General features: G+C 62.4%; 24 protein-coding genes. 5 read left to right on the top strand and 19 right to left on the bottom strand.

All coding sequences use genetic code 11. The annotated features are described in order from the left end of the window. Positions 1 to 28: 28 nt before the first annotated feature. From can to GTP45_RS23865, 8 genes are all read right to left on the bottom strand, one after another. Entirely contained in the window at positions 29 to 700 is a 672-nt protein-coding gene (gene can / locus GTP45_RS23900; protein ID WP_161016372.1) for a carbonate dehydratase, read from the bottom strand. A gap of 88 nt (positions 701 to 788) precedes the next feature. Next, entirely contained in the window at positions 789 to 1,913 is a 1,125-nt protein-coding gene (gene dnaJ / locus GTP45_RS23895) for a molecular chaperone DnaJ (RefSeq protein WP_161016371.1), read from the bottom strand. A 116-nt stretch (positions 1,914 to 2,029) separates the two neighbouring features. Further along, complete coding sequence (dnaK, locus tag GTP45_RS23890; protein WP_161016370.1) at positions 2,030 to 3,964, bottom strand: molecular chaperone DnaK; 1,935 nt, start codon at positions 3,962 to 3,964, stop codon at positions 2,030 to 2,032. A 75-nt stretch (positions 3,965 to 4,039) separates the two neighbouring features. Beyond that, positions 4,040 to 4,591: a nucleotide exchange factor GrpE gene (gene grpE / locus GTP45_RS23885; protein WP_161016369.1), complete on the bottom strand. Its 552-nt coding sequence runs from the start codon at positions 4,589 to 4,591 to the stop codon at positions 4,040 to 4,042. Between the two features lie 212 nt (positions 4,592 to 4,803). After that, positions 4,804 to 5,913: a ferrochelatase gene (hemH, locus tag GTP45_RS23880; protein WP_161016368.1), complete on the bottom strand. Its 1,110-nt coding sequence runs from the start codon at positions 5,911 to 5,913 to the stop codon at positions 4,804 to 4,806. A 3-nt stretch (positions 5,914 to 5,916) separates the two neighbouring features. After that, positions 5,917 to 7,569: a DNA repair protein RecN gene (gene recN / locus GTP45_RS23875; protein ID WP_161016367.1), complete on the bottom strand. Its 1,653-nt coding sequence runs from the start codon at positions 7,567 to 7,569 to the stop codon at positions 5,917 to 5,919. A gap of 18 nt (positions 7,570 to 7,587) precedes the next feature. Continuing rightward, entirely contained in the window at positions 7,588 to 8,496 is a 909-nt protein-coding gene (locus tag GTP45_RS23870; protein ID WP_161016366.1) for an NAD kinase, read from the bottom strand. A gap of 63 nt (positions 8,497 to 8,559) precedes the next feature. After that, entirely contained in the window at positions 8,560 to 9,612 is a 1,053-nt protein-coding gene (locus GTP45_RS23865) for a DUF3667 domain-containing protein (protein WP_161016365.1), read from the bottom strand. A gap of 133 nt (positions 9,613 to 9,745) precedes the next feature. On the opposite strand from GTP45_RS23865, the gene GTP45_RS23860 reads away from it, so the two are divergent. The 3 genes from GTP45_RS23860 to gloA are packed head-to-tail and all read left to right on the top strand — an operon-like array spanning position 9,746 to position 11,773. After that, a complete protein-coding gene (locus GTP45_RS23860) occupies positions 9,746 to 9,985 on the top strand; it encodes a hypothetical protein (protein WP_161016364.1) in 240 nt (79 codons plus the stop codon). Positions 9,986 to 9,999: 14 nt separating this feature from the next. Continuing rightward, positions 10,000 to 11,325 (top strand): PQQ-dependent sugar dehydrogenase, encoded by a 1,326-nt coding sequence (locus GTP45_RS23855; RefSeq protein WP_161016363.1) that lies wholly within the window; start codon positions 10,000 to 10,002, stop codon positions 11,323 to 11,325. Positions 11,326 to 11,365: 40 nt separating this feature from the next. Further along, entirely contained in the window at positions 11,366 to 11,773 is a 408-nt protein-coding gene (gloA, locus tag GTP45_RS23850; RefSeq protein ID WP_161016362.1) for a lactoylglutathione lyase, read from the top strand. A 4-nt stretch (positions 11,774 to 11,777) separates the two neighbouring features. Here the strand turns inward: gloA and GTP45_RS23845 are convergent, their stop codons facing one another. From GTP45_RS23845 to GTP45_RS23815, 7 genes are all read right to left on the bottom strand, one after another. Beyond that, positions 11,778 to 12,725: a hypothetical protein gene (locus GTP45_RS23845; RefSeq protein WP_161016361.1), complete on the bottom strand. Its 948-nt coding sequence runs from the start codon at positions 12,723 to 12,725 to the stop codon at positions 11,778 to 11,780. Positions 12,726 to 12,776: 51 nt separating this feature from the next. Next, the gene (locus tag GTP45_RS23840) at positions 12,777 to 13,679 is read right to left on the bottom strand and encodes an SDR family oxidoreductase (RefSeq protein ID WP_161016360.1); all 903 of its coding nucleotides are present in this window, start codon (positions 13,677 to 13,679) and stop codon (positions 12,777 to 12,779) included. 12 nt (positions 13,680 to 13,691) lie between these two features. Then, positions 13,692 to 14,426 (bottom strand): SDR family oxidoreductase, encoded by a 735-nt coding sequence (locus GTP45_RS23835; RefSeq protein WP_161016359.1) that lies wholly within the window; start codon positions 14,424 to 14,426, stop codon positions 13,692 to 13,694. Between the two features lie 159 nt (positions 14,427 to 14,585). Next, positions 14,586 to 15,908, bottom strand: coding sequence for a TolC family outer membrane protein (locus GTP45_RS23830; RefSeq protein ID WP_161016358.1), 1,323 nt, complete (start codon positions 15,906 to 15,908; stop codon positions 14,586 to 14,588). A gap of 98 nt (positions 15,909 to 16,006) precedes the next feature. Then, entirely contained in the window at positions 16,007 to 16,330 is a 324-nt protein-coding gene (locus GTP45_RS23825) for a rhodanese-like domain-containing protein (protein ID WP_154379650.1), read from the bottom strand. 17 nt (positions 16,331 to 16,347) lie between these two features. Next, positions 16,348 to 17,001: a protein-L-isoaspartate O-methyltransferase family protein gene (locus tag GTP45_RS23820; RefSeq protein WP_161016357.1), complete on the bottom strand. Its 654-nt coding sequence runs from the start codon at positions 16,999 to 17,001 to the stop codon at positions 16,348 to 16,350. Between the two features lie 170 nt (positions 17,002 to 17,171). Beyond that, positions 17,172 to 17,816 (bottom strand): TetR/AcrR family transcriptional regulator, encoded by a 645-nt coding sequence (locus GTP45_RS23815; RefSeq protein WP_161016356.1) that lies wholly within the window; start codon positions 17,814 to 17,816, stop codon positions 17,172 to 17,174. A 283-nt stretch (positions 17,817 to 18,099) separates the two neighbouring features. Between GTP45_RS23815 and GTP45_RS23810 the strand changes: the two genes are divergently transcribed. Continuing rightward, on the top strand, positions 18,100 to 18,459 hold the full coding sequence (locus GTP45_RS23810; protein ID WP_217363386.1) for a putative quinol monooxygenase: 360 nt from the start codon (positions 18,100 to 18,102) through the stop codon (positions 18,457 to 18,459). Between the two features lie 4 nt (positions 18,460 to 18,463). Here GTP45_RS23810 and GTP45_RS23805 read toward each other — a convergent pair whose 3' ends face one another. The 3 genes from GTP45_RS23805 to GTP45_RS23800 are packed head-to-tail and all read right to left on the bottom strand — an operon-like array spanning position 18,464 to position 19,452. Further along, a complete protein-coding gene (locus GTP45_RS23805) occupies positions 18,464 to 18,958 on the bottom strand; it encodes an arsinothricin resistance N-acetyltransferase ArsN1 family B (protein WP_161016354.1) in 495 nt (164 codons plus the stop codon). 60 nt (positions 18,959 to 19,018) lie between these two features. After that, the gene (locus GTP45_RS29065) at positions 19,019 to 19,141 is read right to left on the bottom strand and encodes a hypothetical protein (protein WP_267876218.1); all 123 of its coding nucleotides are present in this window, start codon (positions 19,139 to 19,141) and stop codon (positions 19,019 to 19,021) included. 47 nt (positions 19,142 to 19,188) lie between these two features. Further along, positions 19,189 to 19,452, bottom strand: a complete 264-nt coding sequence (locus GTP45_RS23800; protein ID WP_161016353.1) for a hypothetical protein — start codon at positions 19,450 to 19,452, stop codon at positions 19,189 to 19,191. 148 nt (positions 19,453 to 19,600) lie between these two features. Here GTP45_RS23800 and GTP45_RS23795 point away from each other — a divergent pair, with 148 nt between their 5' ends. Continuing rightward, a complete protein-coding gene (locus tag GTP45_RS23795; protein ID WP_166454724.1) occupies positions 19,601 to 21,598 on the top strand; it encodes a glycoside hydrolase family 97 protein in 1,998 nt (665 codons plus the stop codon). Here GTP45_RS23795 and GTP45_RS23790 read toward each other — a convergent pair. Next, positions 21,567 to 22,001 (bottom strand): ester cyclase, encoded by a 435-nt coding sequence (locus GTP45_RS23790; RefSeq protein ID WP_161016352.1) that lies wholly within the window; start codon positions 21,999 to 22,001, stop codon positions 21,567 to 21,569. The two genes, GTP45_RS23795 and GTP45_RS23790, sit on opposite strands and share 32 nt — an antisense overlap. Positions 22,002 to 22,049: the final 48 nt, after the last annotated feature.

Genomic DNA, 22,049 nt, shown 5'->3' with positions numbered 1-22,049 from the left:
AAGCTTATCTGATATCGTTATGCGGATTTTAAGCGGCTTCGTACTTCGCCAAACGCTGCTGCACTGCTGGGGCCAGCTGATCCAGCGCGCTGACGGCGATGCCCATGTCTTGCAGCTTGCCGTCGTTGATGCCGTAGACCCAGCCGTGCACGGTCAGTTCCTGGCCGCGGTCCCAGGCGTCGCGCACGATGGTGGTTTGCACCACGTTGTTGACTTGCTCCACCACGTTCAGTTCCACCAGGCGCTCCGAGCGCTTTTGCTCGTTGACCACGGCGCCGAGGTAGCGCTCGTGCTTCTGGGTGACGTCGTAGACGTGGCGCAGCCAGTTGTCGACCAGGCCGACGCGGGTGCCGGTCATGGCGGCGTGCACGCCTTTGCAGCCGTAGTGGCCGACCACGATCACGTGCTTGACCTTCAGCACTTCCACCGCGAACTGCAGCACCGACAGGCAGTTCAGGTCCGAATGCACCACCACGTTGGCGATGTTACGGTGCACGAACACGTCGCCCGGGGCCAGGCCCAGCAGCTCATTTGCCGGCACGCGGCTGTCGGAGCAACCGATCCACAGGTATTCCGGCGCGGCTTGCGTGGCCAGGCGGTTGAAGAAGTCCGGGTCGCGCTCAACTTCCGATGCGGCCCATTTGCGGTTGTTCTCCAGCAGGTGACGCAGGGGGGATGTGCTGTTTTTCAGGGTTTCCATGATGCTCCTCTCGTACATAAGAAGACCGCCGGTCTGCAAAATCAGCAGCGCGGCGGTCTGGATATTACCGATTTAACGCGACAAAGAATTACTCAAAAAAGTCTTTTACCTTGTCACGCCAGGTCTTCGTCTGCGGGCTGTGCTTGGCGCCGCCCTCAGTGGTGGATTTTTCAAACTCGCGCAGCAGTTCCTTCTGCTTGTCGGTCAGCTTGACCGGCGTCTCAACTGCCACGTGGCAGAACAGGTCGCCCGCGAAGCCGGAACGCACGCCCTTGATGCCCTTGCCTTTGAGGCGGAAGGTCTTGCCCGACTGGGTGCCTTCAGGGATCGTAAACGATACTTTACCAGACAACGTCGGCACCTCGATTTCGCCGCCCAGCGCCGCCTTGGCGAAGGAGATCGGCATTTCGCAGTGCAGGTCGTCGCCCTCGCGCTGGAACACGCTGTGCGGCTTGATGTGGATTTCCACGTACAAGTCGCCCGACGGCCCGCCGTTGGTGCCCGGTTCGCCGTTGCCCGACGAGCGGATGCGCATGCCGTTGTCGATACCGACCGGGATTTTCACTTCCAGCGTTTTGTTGCGCTTGATGCGGCCCTGGCCCGAGCATGCGGCGCATGGCTCTGGAATGATCTTGCCGGTGCCGTGGCATTTCGGGCAGGTCTGCTGGATGCTGAAGAAGCCCTGCTGCATGCGCACCTGACCGTGGCCGGCGCAGGTCGAGCAAGTCACCGGCGAAGTGCCCGGCTTGGCGCCGGAGCCGTGGCAGGTGTCGCACTTGTCCCACGACGGCACGCGGATGGTGGTGTCGAAGCCGTGCGCTGCTTGTTCCAGCGTGATCTCGAGGTTGTAGCGCAGGTCGGCGCCGCGGTACACCTGCGGGCCTTGGCTGCGGCCGCGGCCGCCGCCGAAGATATCGCCGAAGATGTCGCCAAACGCATCGCCGAAACCGCCGGCGCCGCCGCCGAAACCGCCGCCGCCCATGTTCGGGTCAACGCCGGCGTGACCGTAGCGGTCATACGCCTCGCGCTTCTCCGGGTTGGTCAGCATTTCGTAGGCTTCTTTGACTTCCTTGAACTTCTCTTCCGCGTCCTTGCTGTCCGGGTTGCGATCCGGGTGGTACTTCATAGCCAGTTTGCGATAGGCCTTCTTGATCTCGTCTTCGGTTGCGCTCTTTGCGACACCGAGTACCTCGTAGAAATCACGCTTTGCCATATTGTCGTAACCTTGCTTATATTCTGTGCTGATTTATGCGAAAAAGCCGAGCCGGCGGCACTGCCACGCGACTCGGCTTGTCATTCCCGCCGCAGCGGGAATGACGGGAGTGACGATTACTTGCTGTCTTTAACTTCTTTGAAGTCAGCGTCAACCACGTCGTCTTGTGGCTTGGCTTGCTCGGCGCCAGGCGCTGCGCCTTCAGCACCGCCGGCAGCTTGCTGCGCTTGCATGTCGGCGTACATCTTCTCGCCCAGCTTCTGCGAAGCGGTCGACAGGGCAGCTACCTTGGCGTCGATCTCGGCCTTGTCGCCCGATTTGATCGAGGCTTCCAGATCGCCGATCGCAGCTTCGATCTTCTCTTTCTCACCGGCTTCCAGCTTGTCGCCGTATTCGGTCAGCGATTTGCGGGTCGAGTGCACCAGTGCGTCGGCTTGGTTGCGCGACTCAGCCAGTTCTTTCACTTTCTTGTCTTCTTCAGCGTTGACTTCAGCGTCTTTCACCATTTTCTGGATTTCAGCTTCGGTCAGGCCGGAGTTAGCCTTGATCGTGATCTTGTTCTCTTTGCCGGTGGCCTTGTCTTTGGCGCCGACGTGCAGGATGCCGTTGGCGTCGATGTCGAAGGTCACTTCGATCTGTGGCGTGCCGCGTGCTGCTGGCGGGATGCCTTCCAGGTTGAATTCGCCCAGGCCTTTGTTACCGGCTGCGATTTCGCGCTCGCCTTGGTAGACCTTGATGGTCACGGCTGGCTGGTTGTCGTCAGCGGTCGAGAACACTTGCGAGAACTTGGTCGGAATCGTGGTGTTCTTGTGAATCATCTTGGTCATCACGCCGCCCAGGGTTTCGATACCCAGCGACAGCGGGGTCACGTCCAGCAGCAGCAAGTCTTTGCGCTCGCCCGACAGCACCGAACCTTGGATCGCAGCACCGACGGCCACGGCTTCGTCTGGATTCACGTCCTTGCGTGGATCTTTGCCGAAGAACTCTTTGACCTTTTCCTGTACCTTCGGCATACGGGTCATACCGCCGACCAGGATGATGTCGTCGATGTCCGACACTTTAACGCCCGCGTCCTTGATCGCGGTTTTGCATGGCTCGATGGTGGCGTTGATCAGCTCTTCCACCAGCGACTCCAGCTTGGCGCGGGTCATCTTCAGGGTCAAGTGCACCGGCGCGCCGTTCGCCATGGCGATGTACGGCTCGTTGATCTCGGTTTGCTGCGACGACGACAGTTCGATCTTCGCGCGCTCGGCCGAAGCCTTGATACGCTGCAGAGCGATCGGATCTTTTTTCAGATCCAGGCCGTTGATCTTCTTGAACTCTTCGATGATGTAGTCGATCACGCGCTGGTCGAAGTCTTCGCCGCCCAGGAAGGTGTCGCCGTTGGTCGACAGCACTTCGAACTGCTTCTCGCCGTCCACGTCCGCGATTTCAATGATCGATACGTCGAAGGTACCGCCGCCCAAGTCGTACACGGCGATTTTACGGTCGCCTTTTTCGGTCTTGTCCAGGCCGAATGCCAGTGCCGCTGCGGTTGGTTCGTTGATGATGCGCTTGACGTCCAGGCCTGCGATACGGCCGGCGTCTTTGGTTGCCTGGCGCTGCGAGTCGTTAAAGTACGCAGGTACGGTGATGACGGCCTCGGTGACTTCTTCACCCAGGTAGTCTTCCGCGGTTTTCTTCATCTTGCGCAGCACTTCCGCCGAGATTTGTGGCGGGGCCAGTTTCTTGTCGCGTACGCCGATCCATGCATCGCCGTTGTCGGCTTTGGTGATCGAGTAAGGCATCAGGCCGATGTCCTTCTGCACTTCCTTCTCGTCGAATTTACGACCGATCAGGCGTTTGACCGCGAACAGGGTGTTCTTTGGATTGGTAACGGCCTGGCGTTTTGCCGGCGCGCCGACCAGAATTTCACCATCTTCTTGATAAGCAATGATAGATGGCGTCGTACGTGCGCCTTCAGCGTTCTCGATTACCTTAGGCTGACCGTTTTCCATGACGGAAACGCACGAGTTGGTGGTTCCCAAATCGATACCGATAATACGACCCATGATTTTTCTTCCTTATTTGCTAAAGTTCAGATGGTACTAATATGTGGAAAAACTCTATCGTTTCAAGAGCTTTAGTTACTTTGGTTGCGCTGCGGTGACGATGGCCGGACGCAGCAGGCGGTCGGCGATCATATAACCTTTTTGCAGCACAGCAACAACGGTATTGGCTTCCTGGTCGGCAGGCACCACGGCAACGGCCTGGTGCTTGTTTGGGTCCAGTTTCTCGCCTTGCGCCGGTTCGATGGCGATCAGGCGGTTGCGCTCGAAGGCCGAGGACAGCTGTTTCAGCGTCATTTCCACGCCTTCTTTCAGCGATTCGACGGTAGGCGCTTCCACTTTCAAGGCCATTTCCAGGCTGTCCTTGACCGGCACCATGGCTTCGGCAAAGCTTTCAACAGCAAATTTGTGTGCCTTGGCCACGTCTTCCTGGGCGCGGCGGCGGATGTTCTCACCGTCGGCTTTGGCGCGCATGAAGGCGTCGTGCATTTCAGCCAGCTTGGCTTCGGTTGCGGCCAGCTGTTCTTCCAGCGATGGCAGGCCAGCTTCCGGGGTCGATGGTGGGGCCGACGCAGCGGCTTCGGCCGCCTCTGGATTAGGTGGTACGGCTTGGTTTTCCTGATCTTGCATCTAAAGACTCCTACAATCGTATTTGTTTGACATTACTTTTGTTACCGCTGTGGCAGCAAATGGGGCAATAACCTACGATTTCAAGGGTTTATTTTGCCTGCCATTTCGACAACACGAGCTTGTATCAGGCGGCTATTTTAACAGGCTGGCACTCGTCACCCGCAAGTGCTGATTATCGGGTGACGGTGTGATTGTGGCGGGAATGTTGCTTTTCAGTCGGCTGCGCCGCGTTGCAGGGCGGCGGCGCGACCGGCTTCTGCCTCTTTTTTCAGCGCCTCGCGCTGGGATGGGGCCAGCTGGGTCGGCCAGCCGATGATGTGCTGCTCGGCGATCTCGGCCAGCGCGGCGATCCACGCCGGGGATTCGTTCAGGCACGGGATGTAGTGGAATTCACGGCCGCCGTTGGCTTCGAAGTCGTGGCGTACTTCCATGGCGATTTCTTCCAGCGTTTCCAGGCAGTCGCTGATGAAGCCGGGGCAGATCACGTCCACGCGCTTGACGCCGTCGCGTGCTAATTGGGCAACGGTGGGCGCGGTGTACGGCTGCAGCCACTCGGCCTTGCCGAAGCGCGACTGGAAGGTGACCACGTACTGGTCAGGCGTCAGCTTGAGGGCGGCGGCCAGCAGGCGCGCGGTTTTCAGGCATTCGCAGTGGTAGGGGTCGCCCAGCATCAGGGTGCGTTTGGGCACGCCGTGGAAGCTCATCACCAGCTGTTCCGGCTTGCCGTGCTGCTCCCAGTGGCTGAGCACGGACTGCTGGAGGGCGCGGATGTAGCCGTCATGGTCGTGATAGTTGCGCACGAAACGCAATTCCGGGATGTTGCGCACGCTGCCGTAGTGCTGGAACACGGCGTCGTAGATGGAGCCGGTGGTGGTGCCCGAGTATTGCGGGTAGGCCGGCAGCAGCAGGATGCGGTCAGCGCCGTCTTGTTTCAGCTTGGTCAGCACTTCCGGCAGCGAGGGCGAGCCGTAGCGCATGGCCATGGCGACGGTGAGGTCTTGGTGACCGCGTTCGCCAAGCGCGCCGCGCAGGTACTGCGCTTGCGCGGCCGTGTGCGTGCGCAGCGGCGAGCCTTCGCGCGTCCAGATCGATTCATACTTCTTGGCCGACTGGCCGGAGCGGAACGGCAGGATGATCAGGTTGAGGATGAACCACCACACCGCCTTCGGGATCTCGACCACGCGCGGATCGGACAGGAACTGCTTGAGGTAGCGGCGCACCGCAGAGCGGGTCGGCGCATCCGGCGTACCGAGATTCACCAGGACGATGGCGCTACGGCCAACAGTGCCGTGCTTGTGAGGAGGTTCTTTTTGGAAGGTCATAAGTCAGGATGCCAATAGTTCGCGGGCGTGTTTGCGGGTGGTGGCGGTGATTTCCAGGCCGCCCAGCATGCGGGCGATTTCTTCCACGCGCGACTTGGAATCCAGCACGTCGATGCGCGAGGCGGTCTTGCCGTTGTCCAGCGTGCCCTTGGCCACCTGGAAGTGCTGGCCGGCCTGGCTCGCCACTTGCGGCAAGTGCGTCACGCACAGCACTTGGCGTTCCTGCCCCAAGCGGCGCAGCAAGCGCCCCACCACTTCCGCCACGCCGCCGCCGATGCCGCTATCCACTTCATCGAAGATCAAGGTCGGCACCGTGGTGGCGTTGGAGGTGATCACGGAAATCGCCAGCGAGATACGCGCCAGCTCACCGCCCGACGCCACTTTCGCCAGCGGCCGCGCCGCCACGCCGGCGTGACCGGCCACCAGGAATTCCACCTGCTCCAAGCCATACGCCGCCGGCTCGCACGCATTCAGCGCGACTTCGAAACGGCCGCCGGTCATGTTCAATTCCTGCATGGCCTTGGTGACGGCTTCGCCCAGCTTCTGCCCGGCGCGCAGGCGCGTGGCCGACAGCTTTTGCGCCTCCGCCATGTACGCGGCCTTGAGCTTTTCTTCCTGCTTGCGCAAGCCATCCAGGTCGGTGGCGTCGGCCAGTTGCGACAGGCGCGTGGCCAGCTTGGTGTGCTCTTCCGGCAGCTCGTCTTCCAATACGCGGAACTTGCGCGCGGCCGAATGAATCGCATCCATGCGCGCTTCCACCGTGCGCAAACGCGCTGGATCCAGATCCACGCGGTCCAGATAATCGTTCAGCGCATACACGGCTTCCTGCAATTGAATGCGCGCCGGCTCGATCAAGTCCACGATAGGCTGCAAGCCGCTGTCGATGCCGGCCAGCTTGCCCAGCTTCTGGTGCAGCGACGACAGCTGCGACAGGATGGGATGATCCTCGGCCTCGGAGATCGCGGCCAGCGCTTCCTGCGCGCCTTCCATCAAGCTGGCCGCGTGCGACAGGCGGCTTTGCTCATTGCTGACCTCCGTCCATTCGCCCGGCTTGACCGCCAGCTTTTCCAATTCATTGACCTGCCATTCCAGCCGCTCGCGCTCATACAGCACGTTGGCGGCATTGGTTTCAAATTCTTCCAGTTGGCGCGACAAGGCACGCCAGGCTTTATACGCAGCGGCCACCGAACGCGCCTCGCCGCCGGCGCCGGCTTGACCGTCGAGCAGATCGCGCTGCGCCTCGGTCTTCATCAGCGACTGGTGCGCGTGCTGGCCGTGAATGTCCACCAGCAGATCGCCCAACTCGCGCAACTGCGCCGCCGTTGCCGCCACGCCGTTGATATAAGCCTTGCTGCGGCCGGCGTTATCGATCACGCGGCGCAGCAGCGCGCCGCCCTCTTCCACCGCGAACTCGTTCGCCACCAGCCACGCGCGCGCCTGCTCGCTGACCGCGAAATCGGCGGTGATATCAGCCTTGGCCGCGCCCTCGCGCACCACGCTGGCGTCGCCGCGCCCGCCCAGCGCCAGGGTCAGCGCATCGATCAAGATCGATTTGCCAGCCCCGGTCTCGCCGGTGAACACCGTAAAGCCGGCGGAGAATTCCAGTTCTATCGTATCGACGATAACGAAATCACGGATGGACAGGGTACGCAGCATGGAGAACTGTAAGTGGAGTTAAGCGAGTTTGCCTTCACCGGACGGATACTCGTTCCAGTGCAGCTTCTCGCGCAGGGTGTTGTAGTAGCTCCAGCCGTCCGGGTGCAGGAAGGTGATCGCGTGCGGCGAACGCTGGATCACAATCCGATCCTGCGATTGCAGGCTGGCGAAGGTTTGCATGTCGAAGTTGACGCTGATGTCGCGCCCGCGCACGATTTCGACCACGATCTCGCTCGATTCCGGCAGCACGATGGGACGGTTCGACAGCGCATGCGGCGCAATCGGCACCAGCACGATGCCGCCCAGCGCAGGATGCAGCAGCGGGCCGCCGGCCGACAGCGCGTAGGCGGTGGAGCCGGTCGGCGTCGAGATAATCAGGCCGTCGGAACGCTGGTTGTACATGAACTGCCCATCCACGTCCACCCGCAGCTCGGCCATGCCGGCGCCGGTGCCGCGCGAGACCACCACGTCGTTGACCGCCATGCCAACGTGGATCACGTCGCCGCCGCGCGTGACGCGGCCTTCCAGCAAGGTGCGGCGCTCGGCCTTGTAGCTGCCGCTGAGGATCCGCGCCAGCGCATCGTGCATGCCTTCCAGCGGAATGTCGGTCATGAAGCCCAGGCGGCCCTGGTTGATGCCGATCAGCGGCACGTTGAACGGCGCCAGCTGGCGCGCGATGCCCAGCATGGTACCGTCGCCGCCCATCACGATGGCGGCGTCGCAATCGGCGCCGATGCCGGCCGCGTTCATCACGCGGCGGTCGTCCAGTTGCAGGCCAAGGTGGGAAGCGGTGTGTTCTTCGAACACCACCTCGTAGCCGCCCTGCTCCAGGAACTCGACCACGCTGCCCACCGACTCGGCAATGCCATCGGTATTCGGGCGCACGACCAGTGCGATAGTTTTAAAATCAGTGGACGTGGTGGTCATAAAAAATCTCGGCTTTGGGCTATAGCGTCGTCACTGTACATTTAAACAGTGCCATGTGCAAGTTTAATGGCCGACCGACAGGATGCCCATGCCGCCCGAGATCAGCACCGCGAACAGCAGCCCGATCATGTAGAACAGCATCAGCACCGACCAGCGCACGAAGGTGCCAAGGCGGCTGCTGTGATACACGCGCCGCATGGCCCACGGCAGGTAGGCGATCAGCCAGCACCACAGCGCAAACTGCGCCAGCCCGAAATGCGCCAGCAGGATGACGCTAAACATCAGGAAGGCAAAGGCGTTGGTGTGCAGCGCAAACAGCATATGCTCGCCGAAGCGGCGGCCGGAGCCGAGGTACAGCACCTTCAGCAGCAGCGCGAACACCGGCATCATGCAGAAGATCGCGTACGGCGCGTAGTGGCTCATGCCGTTCTTGAAGACTTTGGCCTGCTCGTCCGGCGGCAGCTGGTTCAACGCGTGCCACTGGCGGCGCAGCAGCGGCCAGTCGGCCAGCTTGCCGTCGATGTATTGCTCGTTGATGTTTTGATCGACGCCGTCTTCCTTGGCGCTGTCGTGCTCCATGGCCTTGGCGGCGCGGATCTCGGACTTGGCGTCCTCGGCCGCCATCTCGCTCATCATGTCGCCCACCGCTTCGCGCGCGGCCGACCTGCTTTGCTCGGCCTCCGGGCCGGCTGCCTTATCGATCTTGGTCTGGCCCTTGGCCACCGTGTCGGCCAGCACGCGCGCCGGCGCCACCACCTTGGCGGCGGTGGTATGGCCGTCCACCTTGGCCTCAACGTCGCCGCTGGCGCCGCCGGTCAGCTTCAGCAGCGCGAAGAACAGCACGCTGAAAGTCAGGTACATGCGCAGCGGCTGCACGTAGCGCACGCGGCGGCCGCGGATGTATTCATTGGTCAGTTCGCCCGGCTGGAAAATCAAACGCTTGAGCGAGCCCCACAGCTTGCCCTCCAGCGCCACGTAGTGGCCGACGAACTCATGCAGGAACTCGCGCGTGCTGGCGGCATGCAGCACCGCCTCCTGTCCGCAGTTGGAGCAGAAGTGGCCGCTCAGCGGCGTTTCGCAGTTGGCGCAGTTGTCCGGCGTTGCAGCGTTGCTCATGCAAAAAGTCCCGAGGAAGCAAGTGTGGTCTAAATGATAAACGACTTTCCCGGTAGTTGTCAGAATTCAATCTAGCGCCTGACACAAAACCAACTGGCTAAGATGGCCTCAACCAATGAGGACGGAGGCCGCCATGAAAGACCAGCATATCAACACCGATGCCAAGGTGCGCAACGACGGCGTCAAGCGCATGCCGCACGAACGCGACGAATCGCCCGACGGCAACGGCGCCAAGCCGCGCAGCATCATCCGCCAGGCCGCCGCCGACGTCGACAGCGGCATGGTCGATACCGACCTGCACAACCAGCGCGGCGTGGAAAAACCGCGCAGCGATGCCAAGGCACAGCCGCAACCGCACACCAAGCGCGATTAACAACGGAGACCACCATGCGCCACACGCCCGTCCTGCTACTCCTCGCCGCCGCGTCGCCATGGGCGGCGGCGCAGAGCTACGCGCCCGGTTACGGCCCCAACCCGCAATTGCCCGAGCCGCAGCGCAAGCTGATCCCGACGCTCAACGTGGCGCCCACCGCGCCATTTACAGAACAGCAGCGGCCGGTCGCAGCAGCGGGCTTCACCGTCACGGCCTATGCGCGCGGCCTCGATCATCCGCGCTGGCTGTACACGCTGCCCAATGGCGACGTGCTGGTGGCCGAAACCAACGCCCCGCCCAAGCCGGACGATGGCAAGGGCATCAAGGGCATGGTGATGAAGCAGCAAATGAAGAAGGCCGGCTCGGCGGGCGAATCGGCCAACCGCATCACGCTGCTGCGCGGGCTCGATAGCAAGGGCGAGGCGCAGAAACGCAGCGTTTATATCAAGGGCCTGAACTCGCCGTTCGGCATGGCCTTGGTTGGCAAGGACTTGTACGTGGCCGATACCGACGCCGTGCTGCGCTTCCCGTACCAGGAAGGCGCGGCCAGCATCGATACGCCGGGCGTCAAGGTGATGGATCTGCCGGCCGGCACGCTCAACCATCACTGGACTAAGAACATCATCGCCAGCCCGGATGGCAAGTTCCTGTATGTGACGGTGGGCTCGAATAGCAATGTCGGCGAAAACGGCATCGAGGCGGAAACCGGCCGCGCCGCCATCTGGCAGCTGGATCTGGCCACCAACAAGTCGCGCCTGTTCGCCACCGGCCTGCGCAATGCCAACGGCATGGGCTGGGAGCCGCAGACCAAGGCCCTGTGGACGACCGTCAACGAACGCGATGAACTGGGCAACGACCTGGTGCCGGACTACATGACTTCGGTGAAGGAAGGCGGCTTCTATGGCTGGCCTTACAGTTACTACGGCCAGCATGTGGACACGCGGGTGTCGCCGCAAAAACCGGAACTGGTGGCCAAGGCGATTCCGCCCGATTACGCGCTGGGCGGGCATACTGCCTCGCTGGGCTTGACGTTCTACGAGGCCAAGCTGTTCCCGGCGCAGTACCAGGGCGGCGTCTTCATCGGCCAGCATGGCTCCTGGAACCGCAAGCCGCACAGCGGCTACAAGGTGGTGTTCATCCCGTTCAGCGGCGGCAAGCCGTCCGGGCCGCCGCAGGATTTCCTGTCCGGCTTCCTCAATAGCGAGGGCAAGGCGCAGGGCCGGCCGGTGGGCGTGGCGGTCGACCGCCAGGGCGCGCTGCTGGTAGCGGACGATGTGGGGAACGCCGTGTGGCGCGTGACGCCAAGCATGCCAGCGTCGGCGCAATCGGCCAGCCGCTGATAAAATCCTTGTTTCGCTTCATTACCAACAAGGATTTACCATGCGCATTCTGCACACCATGCTGCGAGTCGGCGACCTGCAACGTTCTATCGATTTCTACACCAAGGTGCTGGGCATGAAACTGCTGCGCACCAGCGACAACCCGGAGTACCAGTACACGCTGGCCTTCCTCGGCTACGGCTCCAACCCGGACCACGCTGAACTGGAGCTGACCTACAACTACGGCACCACCAGCTACGATATGGGCACGGCCTACGGCCACATCGCCATTTCGGCGGAAGACATCTACAGCACCGCCGCCGCGGTGAAAGCCAACGGCGGCAACGTCACGCGCGAACCGGGCCCGGTCAAGGGCGGCAGCACCGTGATCGCTTTCGTGACCGACCCGGACGGCTACAAGATCGAATTGATCGAACGTAGCTTCGACGGCCAAGGCGCCGGCCTGTAAGCACCTAGGCGCGGCGCTCCCAGCGCGCCGCGCAGTACAGCGCCGCAAACGGCACCAGCATCGGGTACAAGCCCCAGATCGCGCGGCCGTCAATACGCACGCACAGCGCTGCGTACAGCGGCGGCAACATCATCAATACCAGCAGTGATTTCAATGGACGCAGGGCCGCCAAGGCCGGCGCAGATGCCGACGCGCGCATGCGCATGCCCAGCAGCGCCAGCGGCAGCACCACGCCGATGGCCGTCACCAGCGAGGCCAGCGAACGCACGTCTTGCAGCGCGGTGAGCACGGTGTGGATGCTTGGCGCCCACACATAGCTCGGCAAGCCGGGAATCAGCCACCAGCGCACCGCCACCATCCATGCACCGGCCGCCGCCAGCGCGACTAGTCCCGGCACGATAGCGATGCGGCGCATGGCCAGCAGCCACACCAGCAGCAGGATATTTTCTTCGCGCACGGCGGAACCAAGCACGCCGGCCAGCGCGGCCAGCCAAGGCTGGCCGCTCAAGACCGCCAGCACGAAGGCAGTGCGGGCGCAGATCGAGCCGGGATCGGTCAGCAGGTAAGGCGCGTACCAGAAGGTGGGCACCGACAAGATCATCATCAGGCCGGCAATCACGGCGGCCTTGCGGCCCGCGCCTATGCGCAGCAAGGCCAGCACCATCATCACAGCAGTGGCGCTGGTGCACAGCCAATTCAGCAGGGCGAAGCTTTGGCGGGTGTCGCCGGGAATGGCGGCGGCCAGCGCCGGGGCCAGCAGGCGATACGGGAACGGCGCGCGCAACTCAGTGGCGGGAATTTCACCGCGCAGGTAGCGCGCGGTGTTGAAGTAGGCCAGCGAATCTTCCACCGTGCCGCCCCAGCGCCACATCATCACCAGCAGCGCCAGCGCAGCGAAGCTGGCGATCAGTACGAGGAGTTGCTTGTTGCTCAGGCGGTCGGAGGTAGTCATGCGGCTTTAGTGATTTGATAACAGGGCCGGATACTACCTCCTCCGCGCAATTTAGTCCACGCGCGCGCCGGACGGACGCAGCAGGTCAGCGATGCCGATGCGCTCGGCAAACTCCACGCGCACCCGCTCGGCCACTTCGGTCACCGCCGTGACGCCGTCGTCGACGAAGTCGGTGATCGAACGGAACGGCCGCGTGCCGTGCGGCAGGCCGACGATGCGGGCGATGTCGGCCGCCACCGCTGCCGGATCGGCTTCGGGCGGCATCAGCTCAGTCAGGCGCGCACCGACTTGATCCATTAAGCCGTCGTAGGCGGCGTAGGCAGCGCTGGTGGCTGCGTCGGCCGGCTTGCCGGCGTTGGCAAAGTGGTCGGTGCCCGCCGTGAACGCGCCAGGCACCACAATCGAAGTCTCGATGTTGAAGCGCGCCAGTTCGTAAGCCATGGTCACGGCGATCGAATCCATCGCCGCCTTGGCCGCCGCGTACGGGCCGAGGAAAGGAGGGAAGCCGCCGCGCGTGGTCGAACTGCTGACCCACAGCACCAGCCCCTGCCGCTGCCCGCGCATCACCGGCAGCACCGCCTTGTTGACGCGCTGGGTGCCAAGGAAGTTGGTGTCGAACACCTTGCTGATTTCTTCCGGCGTGTAGGCCTCGGTTGGGCCGATCACGAGGTGGCCGGCGTTGTGCACCACCACGTCCAGCCGGCCGCGCTCGGCCACGATGGTGGCGACCGCCGCGTCAGCCGAGGCCTGCGACAGCACATCCAATTCCACTGCACGCACATCGGCGCCGTTGGCGAAAGCCCAGTCGCGCAGTTCGCGTACTTTGGCGGCGTTGCGGCCGTCGATGTCGCGCATCGAGGCGTACACGGTGTGGCCAGCCAGCGCCAGCGCTTTGACCGACAGGTGGCCGATACCGGTGCCGGCGCCGGTCACCAAAACGATAGATTTGCTCATGATGGGTTCTCCTTAAACCATGCCGCCGTTGGCGCGCAGCGTTTGACCGTTGATCCAGCTACCGTCCGGGCCAGCGAGGAAGGACACGGCGCTGGCGATATCGTCCGGCTGGCCGAGGCGTTCCAGCGGCGTCATTTTGGCGAGGCGCTCGATCAGCTCCGGCGTTTTCCCGTCGAGGAACAAGGCGGTGGCGGTCGGGCCCGGTGCAACGGCGTTGACGGTGATGTTTTTGCCGCGCAGTTCCTTGGCGAGGATCGAAGTCATGGCTTCCACGCCGGCTTTGGTGGCCACGTAGGCCGAGTAGCCCGGCAACAGCGTACCTACCAGGCTGGACGAGAAGTTGATGATGCGGCCGCCCTGCTCCAGCTTGGCCGCAGCCTCGCGCATGGTGTTGAAGCTGCCCTTGAGGTTGACGGCCACCAGACGGTCAAAGATATCGTCATCGGTAGCGGCCAGTTGCGGCAGGTTGGGCGGCATGATGCCGGCGTTGTTGACCAGCACGTCCACCCGGCCCAGCTCGGCGATGGTGCGCTCGAACAGCGCGCGCACGTCGGCCGCGCTGGCGACATCGGCTTGCACGGCGATGGCGGTGCCGCCATCCGCGCGGACGGCGCCAACCACTTTATCGGCCTCGGCAACGTTGCCGGCGTAATTGACCACCACGGCAAAGCCGTCCTTGGCCAGGCGTTGGGCGATGGCGGCGCCGATGCCGCGCGATGCGCCGGTGATGATGGCTACTTGTTTCATGGTCTTGCTCCTTCGATGTTGGGTTGCGATGAATGTAGTATCCGCCTGCGCATCGATGGAATAAAGCCATTAAATTTGCTATGACTATGCAGTTTTAACTAATAATCAGGAAAAAAAAATGCCGGCGCAAGGCCGGCATCTGGGAGAACTGGGGTTAGCTTAGTGGGCCAGCAGCGCGTTGATCGGCGCCAGATCCTCTTCCTTGAGCGAGCCAGCCGCCGATTTCAGGCGCAGGCCGTTCATGATGGTGTCGTAGCGCGCTTTCGACAAATCCTTCTGGGTCGAGTACAGCAGCTTTTGCGCATTCAGCACGTCGATGTTGATGCGCACGCCGACCTGGTAGCCCAGCTTGTTCGAATCGAGCGAGGACTTGCTCGACACTTCGGCCGCTTCCAGCGCCTTCACTTGCGCCAGGCCGCTGGTCATGCCGAGGTAGGCTTGGCGCGCGGTCTGCGAGGCGGCGCGCTTGGTCGCTTCCAGATCGTTGCGGGCCTTGTCTTCCAGGGCGATGGTCTCGCGCACCTTGCTGGTCACGGCAAAGCCGTTGAAGATCGGGATGTTCCAGCTGACGCCGATGGCGTTGTTGTTGACGGTGCTGCCGCCGCCGGTCTGGCGCTGATGCGAGGTGCTGGCGATCAGGTTGGCGGTCGGCAGGTGGTTGGCGCGGTTGCGCGAGATCTCGCGCTTGGCGATTTCCACGTTCAGGCCGGCAGCCACCACCGAGTAGTTCTGGCTCTCGGCCGAGCTGACCCACGGTTCCACCGCGGCCGGCGACGGCGGCGCAATGGTCACGCCGGTGCGCAGCGGCGCCAGGCCGCCCGGCACCTGGCCGATGATCACTTGCAACGCGGTGCGCTTGTTGTCCAGGTCGTTGATGGCGGCAAATTCCTGCGCCACCACCAGGTCGTAGGCCGCTTGCGCCTCGTGGGTATCGGTGATGGTCTGGGTGCCGACCTCGAAGTTGCGCTTGGCCGAGGCCAGCTGTTCGGTGGTGGCCACTTTCTGCGCCTGCGTCGAGGTCAGGTTGTCTTGCGCGGTCAGCACGTCAAAGTAAGCCTGCGCCACGCGCACGATCAGATCTTGCTTGGCCTGCGAGAAAGTGGCTTCGGCCGTGGCTTGCGCCAGCTTGCTTTGCTGATAGGTTTCCCACGCGCCCCAGTTGAACAGCGGCTGCGACAGCGTCACGTTGTAGGTGTTGGTGTGGTACTCGGTATCGTTCTTGATCATATTACCGGTCAAGAATTCGGCCGAGGTGGCGTCGCCGGTGTTGCGGGTATTGCTGCCGCTGGCCGCCACCGTCGGCAGCAGGCCCGAGCGCCCCTGGGTGATGCGTTCCTGGCCGGCCGCAAGCGAAGAGCGGGCGCTGGCGTAGGTCGCATCGTTGGCCAGTGCTTGCTGGTACACCTGGAGCAGGTCGGCCGCCTGTGCGTTGAGCGTCAAGAAGGCGCTGGTGATCAGCACGGCGATAAGGGGTCTCTGCATTGCAATCTCCGTTGGAGTCATCAAAAAAGTTGAACAAATCAAAAACACTGCTAGCTGCACCGCACCTGCCCACCGCGCCGACCGACGGCGCGGGCCGGTTAATACTTGGCCATCGTGCTATCGACTTGCAGCGCCCAGGCGTGGATGCCGCCGGTCAGGTTGATCATCTTGCCGAAGCCGTTACGCTCCAGGAAGGCGGCCACCTGCATACTGCGCGCACCGTGATGGCAGATGCAGACAATTGCTGCATCCTCATCGAGATCGTCGATGCGCGCCGGGATGGTATTCATCGGGATCTGCACCGAGCCGTCGATGCGGCAGGTTTCAAATTCCCAGTTTTCACGCACGTCCAACAACATCGGGCTTGGGCGTGCGTCGTCTGCCAGCCAGTCGGCCAGCTCCAGCGCAGTAATCTGCTGCATGGTGTGCTCCGTCTGACTTAAAACTTGAACTGCGACGGCGCGACTGCCGACGCCAGCGCTTTCACGTTGGTTTCGAACAGGGTGCGGGTGTCGTAGCCGGCTTCGCCGGTGCGGGTGATCAGCTGTGCCTTCATCGCCGGCGCGTTGCCGATGATGACCGCCAGGCGGCCGCCCACTTTCAGTTGCTGCAACAGCGCTTCCGGCAGCACCGGCAGCGAACCCGATACCACGATCACATCAAACGGCGCGCCGCTGGTCCAGCCTTGCGCGCCATTGCCCAGTTCAACGGTCACATTGGTGACGCCGTTGTCGGCCAGGTTCTTCTCGGCCAGCGCCTTCAGTTCCGGCGATACTTCCACCGCCGTCACCTGGCGGCCCTTGTGCGCCAGCAGCGCGGCCAGGTAGCCGGAACCGGCGCCGATTTGCAGCACGGTCTCGTGCTTTTTCAGCTGCAGGTCTTGCAGCAGGCGCGCTTCGATCTTCGGCGCCAGCATGCTTTCGCCGCCTGGCAGCGGAATTTCGATGTCGGCAAAGGCCAGGGCCTTGTGCGCGGCCGGCACGAAGTTTTCACGTTTGACCACGTGCAGCAGCTCCAGAACCTCGGCGTCGAGGACGTCCCAAGGACGGATTTGCTGTTCGATCATGTTGAAGCGGGCTTGTTCGATATTCATCTTATGACTCGGGTCGGGATTAAATAATCCGTCATTTTATCGTTGAACTGGCATCGAGGCACATATTAACGATTCGACGGCGTCATCGCGGGAAATTGCGACAGGTTGCAGTTTAAGGGGGGTGAACCTACCAAAATGGCAAGCTGGACGGAAAAATAGGGCGGCCTGCATCACGCTGGATCGGCCTGCAAGCCGCGCAAGGTGGTGCTGATAAAGGTCTCCATGAACGCTTGCGGGGCAATCGGCGGCATGTCGCAGGTGGGCATAAAAGAGTGCGTCCACATCATCAGCATGATCACAGGAGCAATCAGCACCTGCGTCATCACCACTGGGTCGACCGGACGGAATTCGCCGCGCGCGATGCCGCGCTCGAGCACCTTGGTGAACAGGTTGCTGCCGCGCGCCACCACTTCTTCATTGTAAAACTGCGCCAGCTCGGGGAAATTGTTGCCTTCCGCCAACATCAGCTTGGTGATGCCGCCCAGCTTGGTGGCGCAGATCTCGGCCCACCATTTCATCAGCAGGGTGCCCAGCAGCTCGCCGCTGGGGCCGGCAAAGGCGTCGGCGTCCTGTTCGGCCTCGCCGATGGTGGCGACGATATTGGCGCGCACCACGGCCTTGAACAGCTCTTCTTTGTTATCGAAGTATAAATACAGCGTGCCCTTGGAGACGCCGGCGTGCTTGGCGACATCTTCCAGCCGGGTGGCGGCGTAACCGCGCTCGACGAACTGATCCAGCGCCGCCGCCAGCAATTCCTGCGGCCGCGCATCCTTGCGCCGTTCCCAGCGTGGCTTCGTCTCTTGAGGGGCTTGCATGGGTGTAGGTGAAAGTAACTTACTTGTGAGTCATTAATATAAACGCAAGGGCGGGAGGCGTCAAGCGAGCTGGTGCGATCGGCGCAGCGGCTCCCGCCCCAGGGGATTTACGACACTTAACTACTCTTAACCATCAGCGCGGCAGCCTGTGCACTATATTTTCGGCCGGGCATAAGCTCCAAGCAACTGGATAACGAAAGTACCATCAATGAATCGCTACACACTCAAACATACGATCAAGTCTCTATTCCTGGGAACAATTTTAAGCAGCGCGCTATTGAACATGGCGGCGATTTCTCCGGCCGCAGCACAAACCCATGAAGGCATACGTTATGCCGATATCGCACCGGGCGCATACTCGATCGTAGCGGAAGTGCGCGCCAAGCCGGGGCAGGAAGCGGCGCTGCGCAAAATTACTTTGCCGCTGATCGCGCACGTGCGCAGCGATCCCAAGAATCTGGTCTATTTTTTGCAGGAAGACCGCGAAGCGCCTGGGCATTTTATTTTCTACGAGATTTTTGCATCGCGCGAAGACTTTGAGGCGCACAACGCCCAGCCCTATGTCAAGGAATGGTTCGCCAAGCTGCCTGAACTTGCCACCGGCGGCGTGCAAGTCATGCGCATGGAAACGCTGGCGCCGTGAAGACTCACGCCGGCAGCTTGACCTGCCAGTAGCCGACATCGAGCCAGCGGCCGAATTTGAAGCCGACTTCGCGGAAATGGGCGACTTTTTCGTAGCCCATTTTCTCGTGCAGGGCGATGCTGGCGTCGTTCGGCAGTGCGATGCCGCCGATGACCAGGTGGCAGCCGCACGCCCTCAACCGTTCCAGCAAGGCCGTGTACAACGCGGTGCCGCCGCCCTGCCCCGCGCATTCGGGCGCGAGGTAGACCGAGCTTTCCACTGAATAACGATAGGCATGGCGCACGCGCCACTTGGTGGCATAGGCATAGCCGACCACCTTGCCGTCCACTTCCAATACTAGCCACGGCAAGCCGGCCGCTTGCACATCGGCGATACGCTGCGCCATGGCGGCGTTCGTGACCGGCTCTTCTTCAAAGCTGATGGTGGTGTTGGCGATAAACGGGTTGTAGATGGCGGCAATGGCCTTGGCGTCGTCGGCAACGGCGTCGCGAATTTGCATGGTTTCTCCAAAAAAATGGCCCACCGGTTCACGGCGGGCCATTTCGTCAATCAACGGCGATTAGCAGCACAGCAGCATCTTGATGCAGCAAATCGCGTTGCCGCAGCAGCCGCTGTTAGCGGCCAATGCGGCGGCAGAACTGAGCAGCAGGCCAACGGCCACTGCGTATTTGGTGATCTTCATAATGATTCCTTATTGAGTGAATGGGATAGTCTGGTACCTGAAGCGCTTCAATCAGGCGGCGTCCACACTTCCTCATAGGGATCGGATTCGCGCGTGGTGACGTAGACGGCGTACACCGGCGCCACGGCAACCGGCTGCGCGGCCGCCGGGCGGTTGAAAGCCACGGCGGGCACGCTTGGCGCGCAGCCCATGTCGAGACATTGGACGATACCGCAGTCCGCCGCCGGGCAGCACTGATGCACCGAGGCCATCGCTTGCGCGGAGGAGCTCAGGATAAACAGTGCCAGCAGCAGGAATCGGACAATGCGCATCCGTCCATTCTACGCCAGCCGCGTTGCGCGCGCTCGACTAAACACGGCCGCAAACGCAAACTCTGGTTGAAAGATTAACGTGCGCACTGTACATTTTTCCAGCCCAAGGCCAAGACCTGGCCCATGCAAATAAAGGAGACGTCACCCCATGGTAGATCCCATCCGCGCTGCAAGCTTGCTGGTTTTTTCCGCCGTGGCCGCATCGGCCGGTGCGGCCACGGTGACGGTCAAGTCGCCCGATGGCCGCAACCTCGTCACCATCGATAGCGACAAGCTGACCTACGCCGTCAGCCGCGACGGCAAGCCGGTCATCGGCGCCTCGCCGTTGGGCCTCAACCTCGACATCGGCTCCCTCGGCGCCGGCGCCAAGTTGAGCGGGCACACCGGGCGCTCGGTGAAGGACACCTACGACATCGTGGCCGGCAAGGCGCGCAGCGCGCCGGATCATTTCAACGAATCGACGCTGGCGTTTGCCGCCAACGGCAAGGCGCCGCAATTCGAGCTGCTGGTGCGCGCCTACGACAACGGCGTGGCCCTGCGCTACGCGGTGCCGGAGCAGGCCGGCCTGTCGTCCTTCAAAGTGATGAACGAGGCCACCCAGTTCAACTTCGCCAGGGATTACGACTGCTGGGGCGCCAATATGGGCCGCTTCGACACCAGCTTCGAGGCCGAATACGATAAGACCAAGGCCTCGGCCATCCGCAACTTCCACAACTTCATCGCGCCGCTGGTGTGCAAGACCGGCAGCACCACCTTCGCCATCGCCGAATCGGATGTGAAGAACTATCCCGGCTTCTACCTCTCCGGCCGCGGTGACGCGGGCCTGGGCGTGATGGTCACGCTGCCGCCGCGCTTCGACAACAACCGTGATTACCGCTTCCGCAAATCCGTCTCCGCCAACGTGCAATTGAAGGGGCAAGGCTTCCAGACGCCGTGGCGGGTGGTGATGCTGGGTGACGCGCCGGGCGACCTCGCCGCGTCGTCGCTGATTCCAACGCTGGCCGCGCCGTCGCAAATCAAGGACACCAGCTGGATCAAGCCTTCCAAGACCTCGTGGGACTGGTGGAACGACTGGGCGATCAACGTGCCGAATGCAGGTGTGAACACCGCCACCTACAAGGCCTTCGTCGATTTTTCAAAAGAGATGAAGCTGGACGATATCCTGATCGATGAAGGCTGGTCGGTCGGCAGCGACGTCGAACCCAATCCGCAAGCCGACGTCACCCGCGCCAAGCCGCAGCTGGACATGCCGGCCCTGCTCCAATACGCCAGGTCGCAAGGCGTGGGCGTGTGGCTGTGGGTGCAGTGGCAGCAGCTGGACAACCAGATGGACGCCGCCTTCCGGCAATACGCCGCATGGGGCGTCAAGGGCATCAAGGTGGACTTCATGAACCGCAACGACCAGGAGATGGTCGATTGGTATCACAAGGTGCTGAGCAAGGCCGCCGAACATCAGCTGATGGTGGATCTGCACGGCGCCTATCCGCCCAATGGTTTGAACCGCACCTGGCCCAACTACATCACGCAGGAAGGCGTACTCGGAGCGGAGAACAATAAGTGGAGCGCGCGTATCACGGCAACGCACAATGTCACGCTGCCGTTCACGCGCATGATCCTCGGCCCGATGGATTACACGCCGGGCGGCTTCCGCAACGCCACGCCGTCCTCCTTCGCTCACCGCAATCACGAACCGCAGGTGATGACCACGCGCGGCCAGGCGATTGCCATGTACGTGGTGTACGACAGCCCGTTCCAGATGGTGTCCGACAGCCCGGCCGCCTACAAGAATGCCGACGGCTCATGGGCAGACGGCGCGGAGTTCATCCAAACCGTGCCGACGTCCTGGGACGAAACGCGCATCCTGGCCGGCGACATTGGCCAGTACATCGTCTCCGCGCGCCGCAAGGGCGACACCTGGTACATCGGCGCGATGACCAATGAGGCCGGACGCACGCTGAAGGTGCCGCTGTCCTTCCTCGGCAAGGGCACGTTCAATGCGCAGCTGCTGCAAGATGGCGCCGATGCCAATCACTTGAAGGCCAGCGCCAGCAAGGTCAGCGCCGCCCAAAGCATCACGCTGAAGCTGGCGCCGTCCGGCGGCGCGGTGGCGGTGATCAGCGCGCAGGCCATGCGCCCACCTGGTTGAGCATCGCAAACCAATCCTCCAGGTGCCAGGTGTGGGTGATGCGATCCGCCGTCAAATGGTGGAATTCGTGGATGGCGATCGCAATCGGCTTGCCGGTGGCGGGAATGCCAAAGAACTCGCCACGATGGGTGCCGGTGATCTCCGCCCGCACCGCGGCGCGGCCATCGCGGCCAAAGATGTCGTGGATCGTAATCTTCACATCCGGGAAGGCGGCGGTGAACATGGCGACAATCGGCCGCATGCCTTGCCGGCCTGGCTGCTGGCCGGGGCCGAGCGGAATGTCATGCCAGCCCGGCGTCAGCGCCAGATCGAGCAAGGCGGGATTCTGCTCGTTGAAGGCGCGGTAAAGGTTTTCAATCGCTTGCTGCTGGGCCGTGGTCAGGCCATTTTCCTGCATAGTCATGCTGCGGTTCCCAAGTGAGTTGTTGACCCGCTCACTGTAGCGCCGCCG

Source organism: Duganella rivi (genome assembly GCF_009857435.1).
Taxonomy (GTDB): Bacteria; Pseudomonadota; Gammaproteobacteria; order Burkholderiales; family Burkholderiaceae_D; genus Rugamonas; species Rugamonas rivi.
The sequence above is the reverse complement of the archived record's forward strand: the minus strand, read 5'-3'. Positions and strand labels throughout refer to the sequence as shown.

Excerpts from the sequence above, each read along its gene's own strand:
- can (WP_161016372.1), bottom strand. The coding sequence starts at position 700 with ATGGAAACCCTGAAAAACAGCACATCCCCCCTGCGTCACCTGCTGGAG.
- dnaJ (WP_161016371.1), bottom strand. The coding sequence starts at position 1,913 with ATGGCAAAGCGTGATTTCTACGAGGTACTCGGTGTCGCAAAGAGCGCA.
- dnaK (WP_161016370.1), bottom strand. The coding sequence starts at position 3,964 with ATGGGTCGTATTATCGGTATCGATTTGGGAACCACCAACTCGTGCGTT.
- grpE (WP_161016369.1), bottom strand. The coding sequence starts at position 4,591 with ATGCAAGATCAGGAAAACCAAGCCGTACCACCTAATCCAGAGGCGGCC.
- hemH (WP_161016368.1), bottom strand. The coding sequence starts at position 5,913 with ATGACCTTCCAAAAAGAACCTCCTCACAAGCACGGCACTGTTGGCCGT.
- recN (WP_161016367.1), bottom strand. The coding sequence starts at position 7,569 with ATGCTGCGTACCCTGTCCATCCGTGATTTCGTTATCGTCGATACGATA.
- GTP45_RS23870 (WP_161016366.1), bottom strand. The coding sequence starts at position 8,496 with ATGACCACCACGTCCACTGATTTTAAAACTATCGCACTGGTCGTGCGC.
- GTP45_RS23865 (WP_161016365.1), bottom strand. The coding sequence starts at position 9,612 with ATGAGCAACGCTGCAACGCCGGACAACTGCGCCAACTGCGAAACGCCG.
- GTP45_RS23860 (WP_161016364.1), top strand. The coding sequence starts at position 9,746 with ATGAAAGACCAGCATATCAACACCGATGCCAAGGTGCGCAACGACGGC.
- GTP45_RS23855 (WP_161016363.1), top strand. The coding sequence starts at position 10,000 with ATGCGCCACACGCCCGTCCTGCTACTCCTCGCCGCCGCGTCGCCATGG.
- gloA (WP_161016362.1), top strand. The coding sequence starts at position 11,366 with ATGCGCATTCTGCACACCATGCTGCGAGTCGGCGACCTGCAACGTTCT.
- GTP45_RS23845 (WP_161016361.1), bottom strand. The coding sequence starts at position 12,725 with ATGACTACCTCCGACCGCCTGAGCAACAAGCAACTCCTCGTACTGATC.
- GTP45_RS23840 (WP_161016360.1), bottom strand. The coding sequence starts at position 13,679 with ATGAGCAAATCTATCGTTTTGGTGACCGGCGCCGGCACCGGTATCGGC.
- GTP45_RS23835 (WP_161016359.1), bottom strand. The coding sequence starts at position 14,426 with ATGAAACAAGTAGCCATCATCACCGGCGCATCGCGCGGCATCGGCGCC.
- GTP45_RS23830 (WP_161016358.1), bottom strand. The coding sequence starts at position 15,908 with ATGCAGAGACCCCTTATCGCCGTGCTGATCACCAGCGCCTTCTTGACG.
- GTP45_RS23825 (WP_154379650.1), bottom strand. The coding sequence starts at position 16,330 with ATGCAGCAGATTACTGCGCTGGAGCTGGCCGACTGGCTGGCAGACGAC.
- GTP45_RS23820 (WP_161016357.1), bottom strand. The coding sequence starts at position 17,001 with ATGAATATCGAACAAGCCCGCTTCAACATGATCGAACAGCAAATCCGT.
- GTP45_RS23815 (WP_161016356.1), bottom strand. The coding sequence starts at position 17,816 with ATGCAAGCCCCTCAAGAGACGAAGCCACGCTGGGAACGGCGCAAGGAT.
- GTP45_RS23810 (WP_217363386.1), top strand. The coding sequence starts at position 18,100 with ATGGCGGCGATTTCTCCGGCCGCAGCACAAACCCATGAAGGCATACGT.
- GTP45_RS23805 (WP_161016354.1), bottom strand. The coding sequence starts at position 18,958 with ATGCAAATTCGCGACGCCGTTGCCGACGACGCCAAGGCCATTGCCGCC.
- GTP45_RS29065 (WP_267876218.1), bottom strand. The coding sequence starts at position 19,141 with ATGAAGATCACCAAATACGCAGTGGCCGTTGGCCTGCTGCTCAGTTCT.
- GTP45_RS23800 (WP_161016353.1), bottom strand. The coding sequence starts at position 19,452 with ATGCGCATTGTCCGATTCCTGCTGCTGGCACTGTTTATCCTGAGCTCC.
- GTP45_RS23795 (WP_166454724.1), top strand. The coding sequence starts at position 19,601 with ATGGTAGATCCCATCCGCGCTGCAAGCTTGCTGGTTTTTTCCGCCGTG.
- GTP45_RS23790 (WP_161016352.1), bottom strand. The coding sequence starts at position 22,001 with ATGACTATGCAGGAAAATGGCCTGACCACGGCCCAGCAGCAAGCGATT.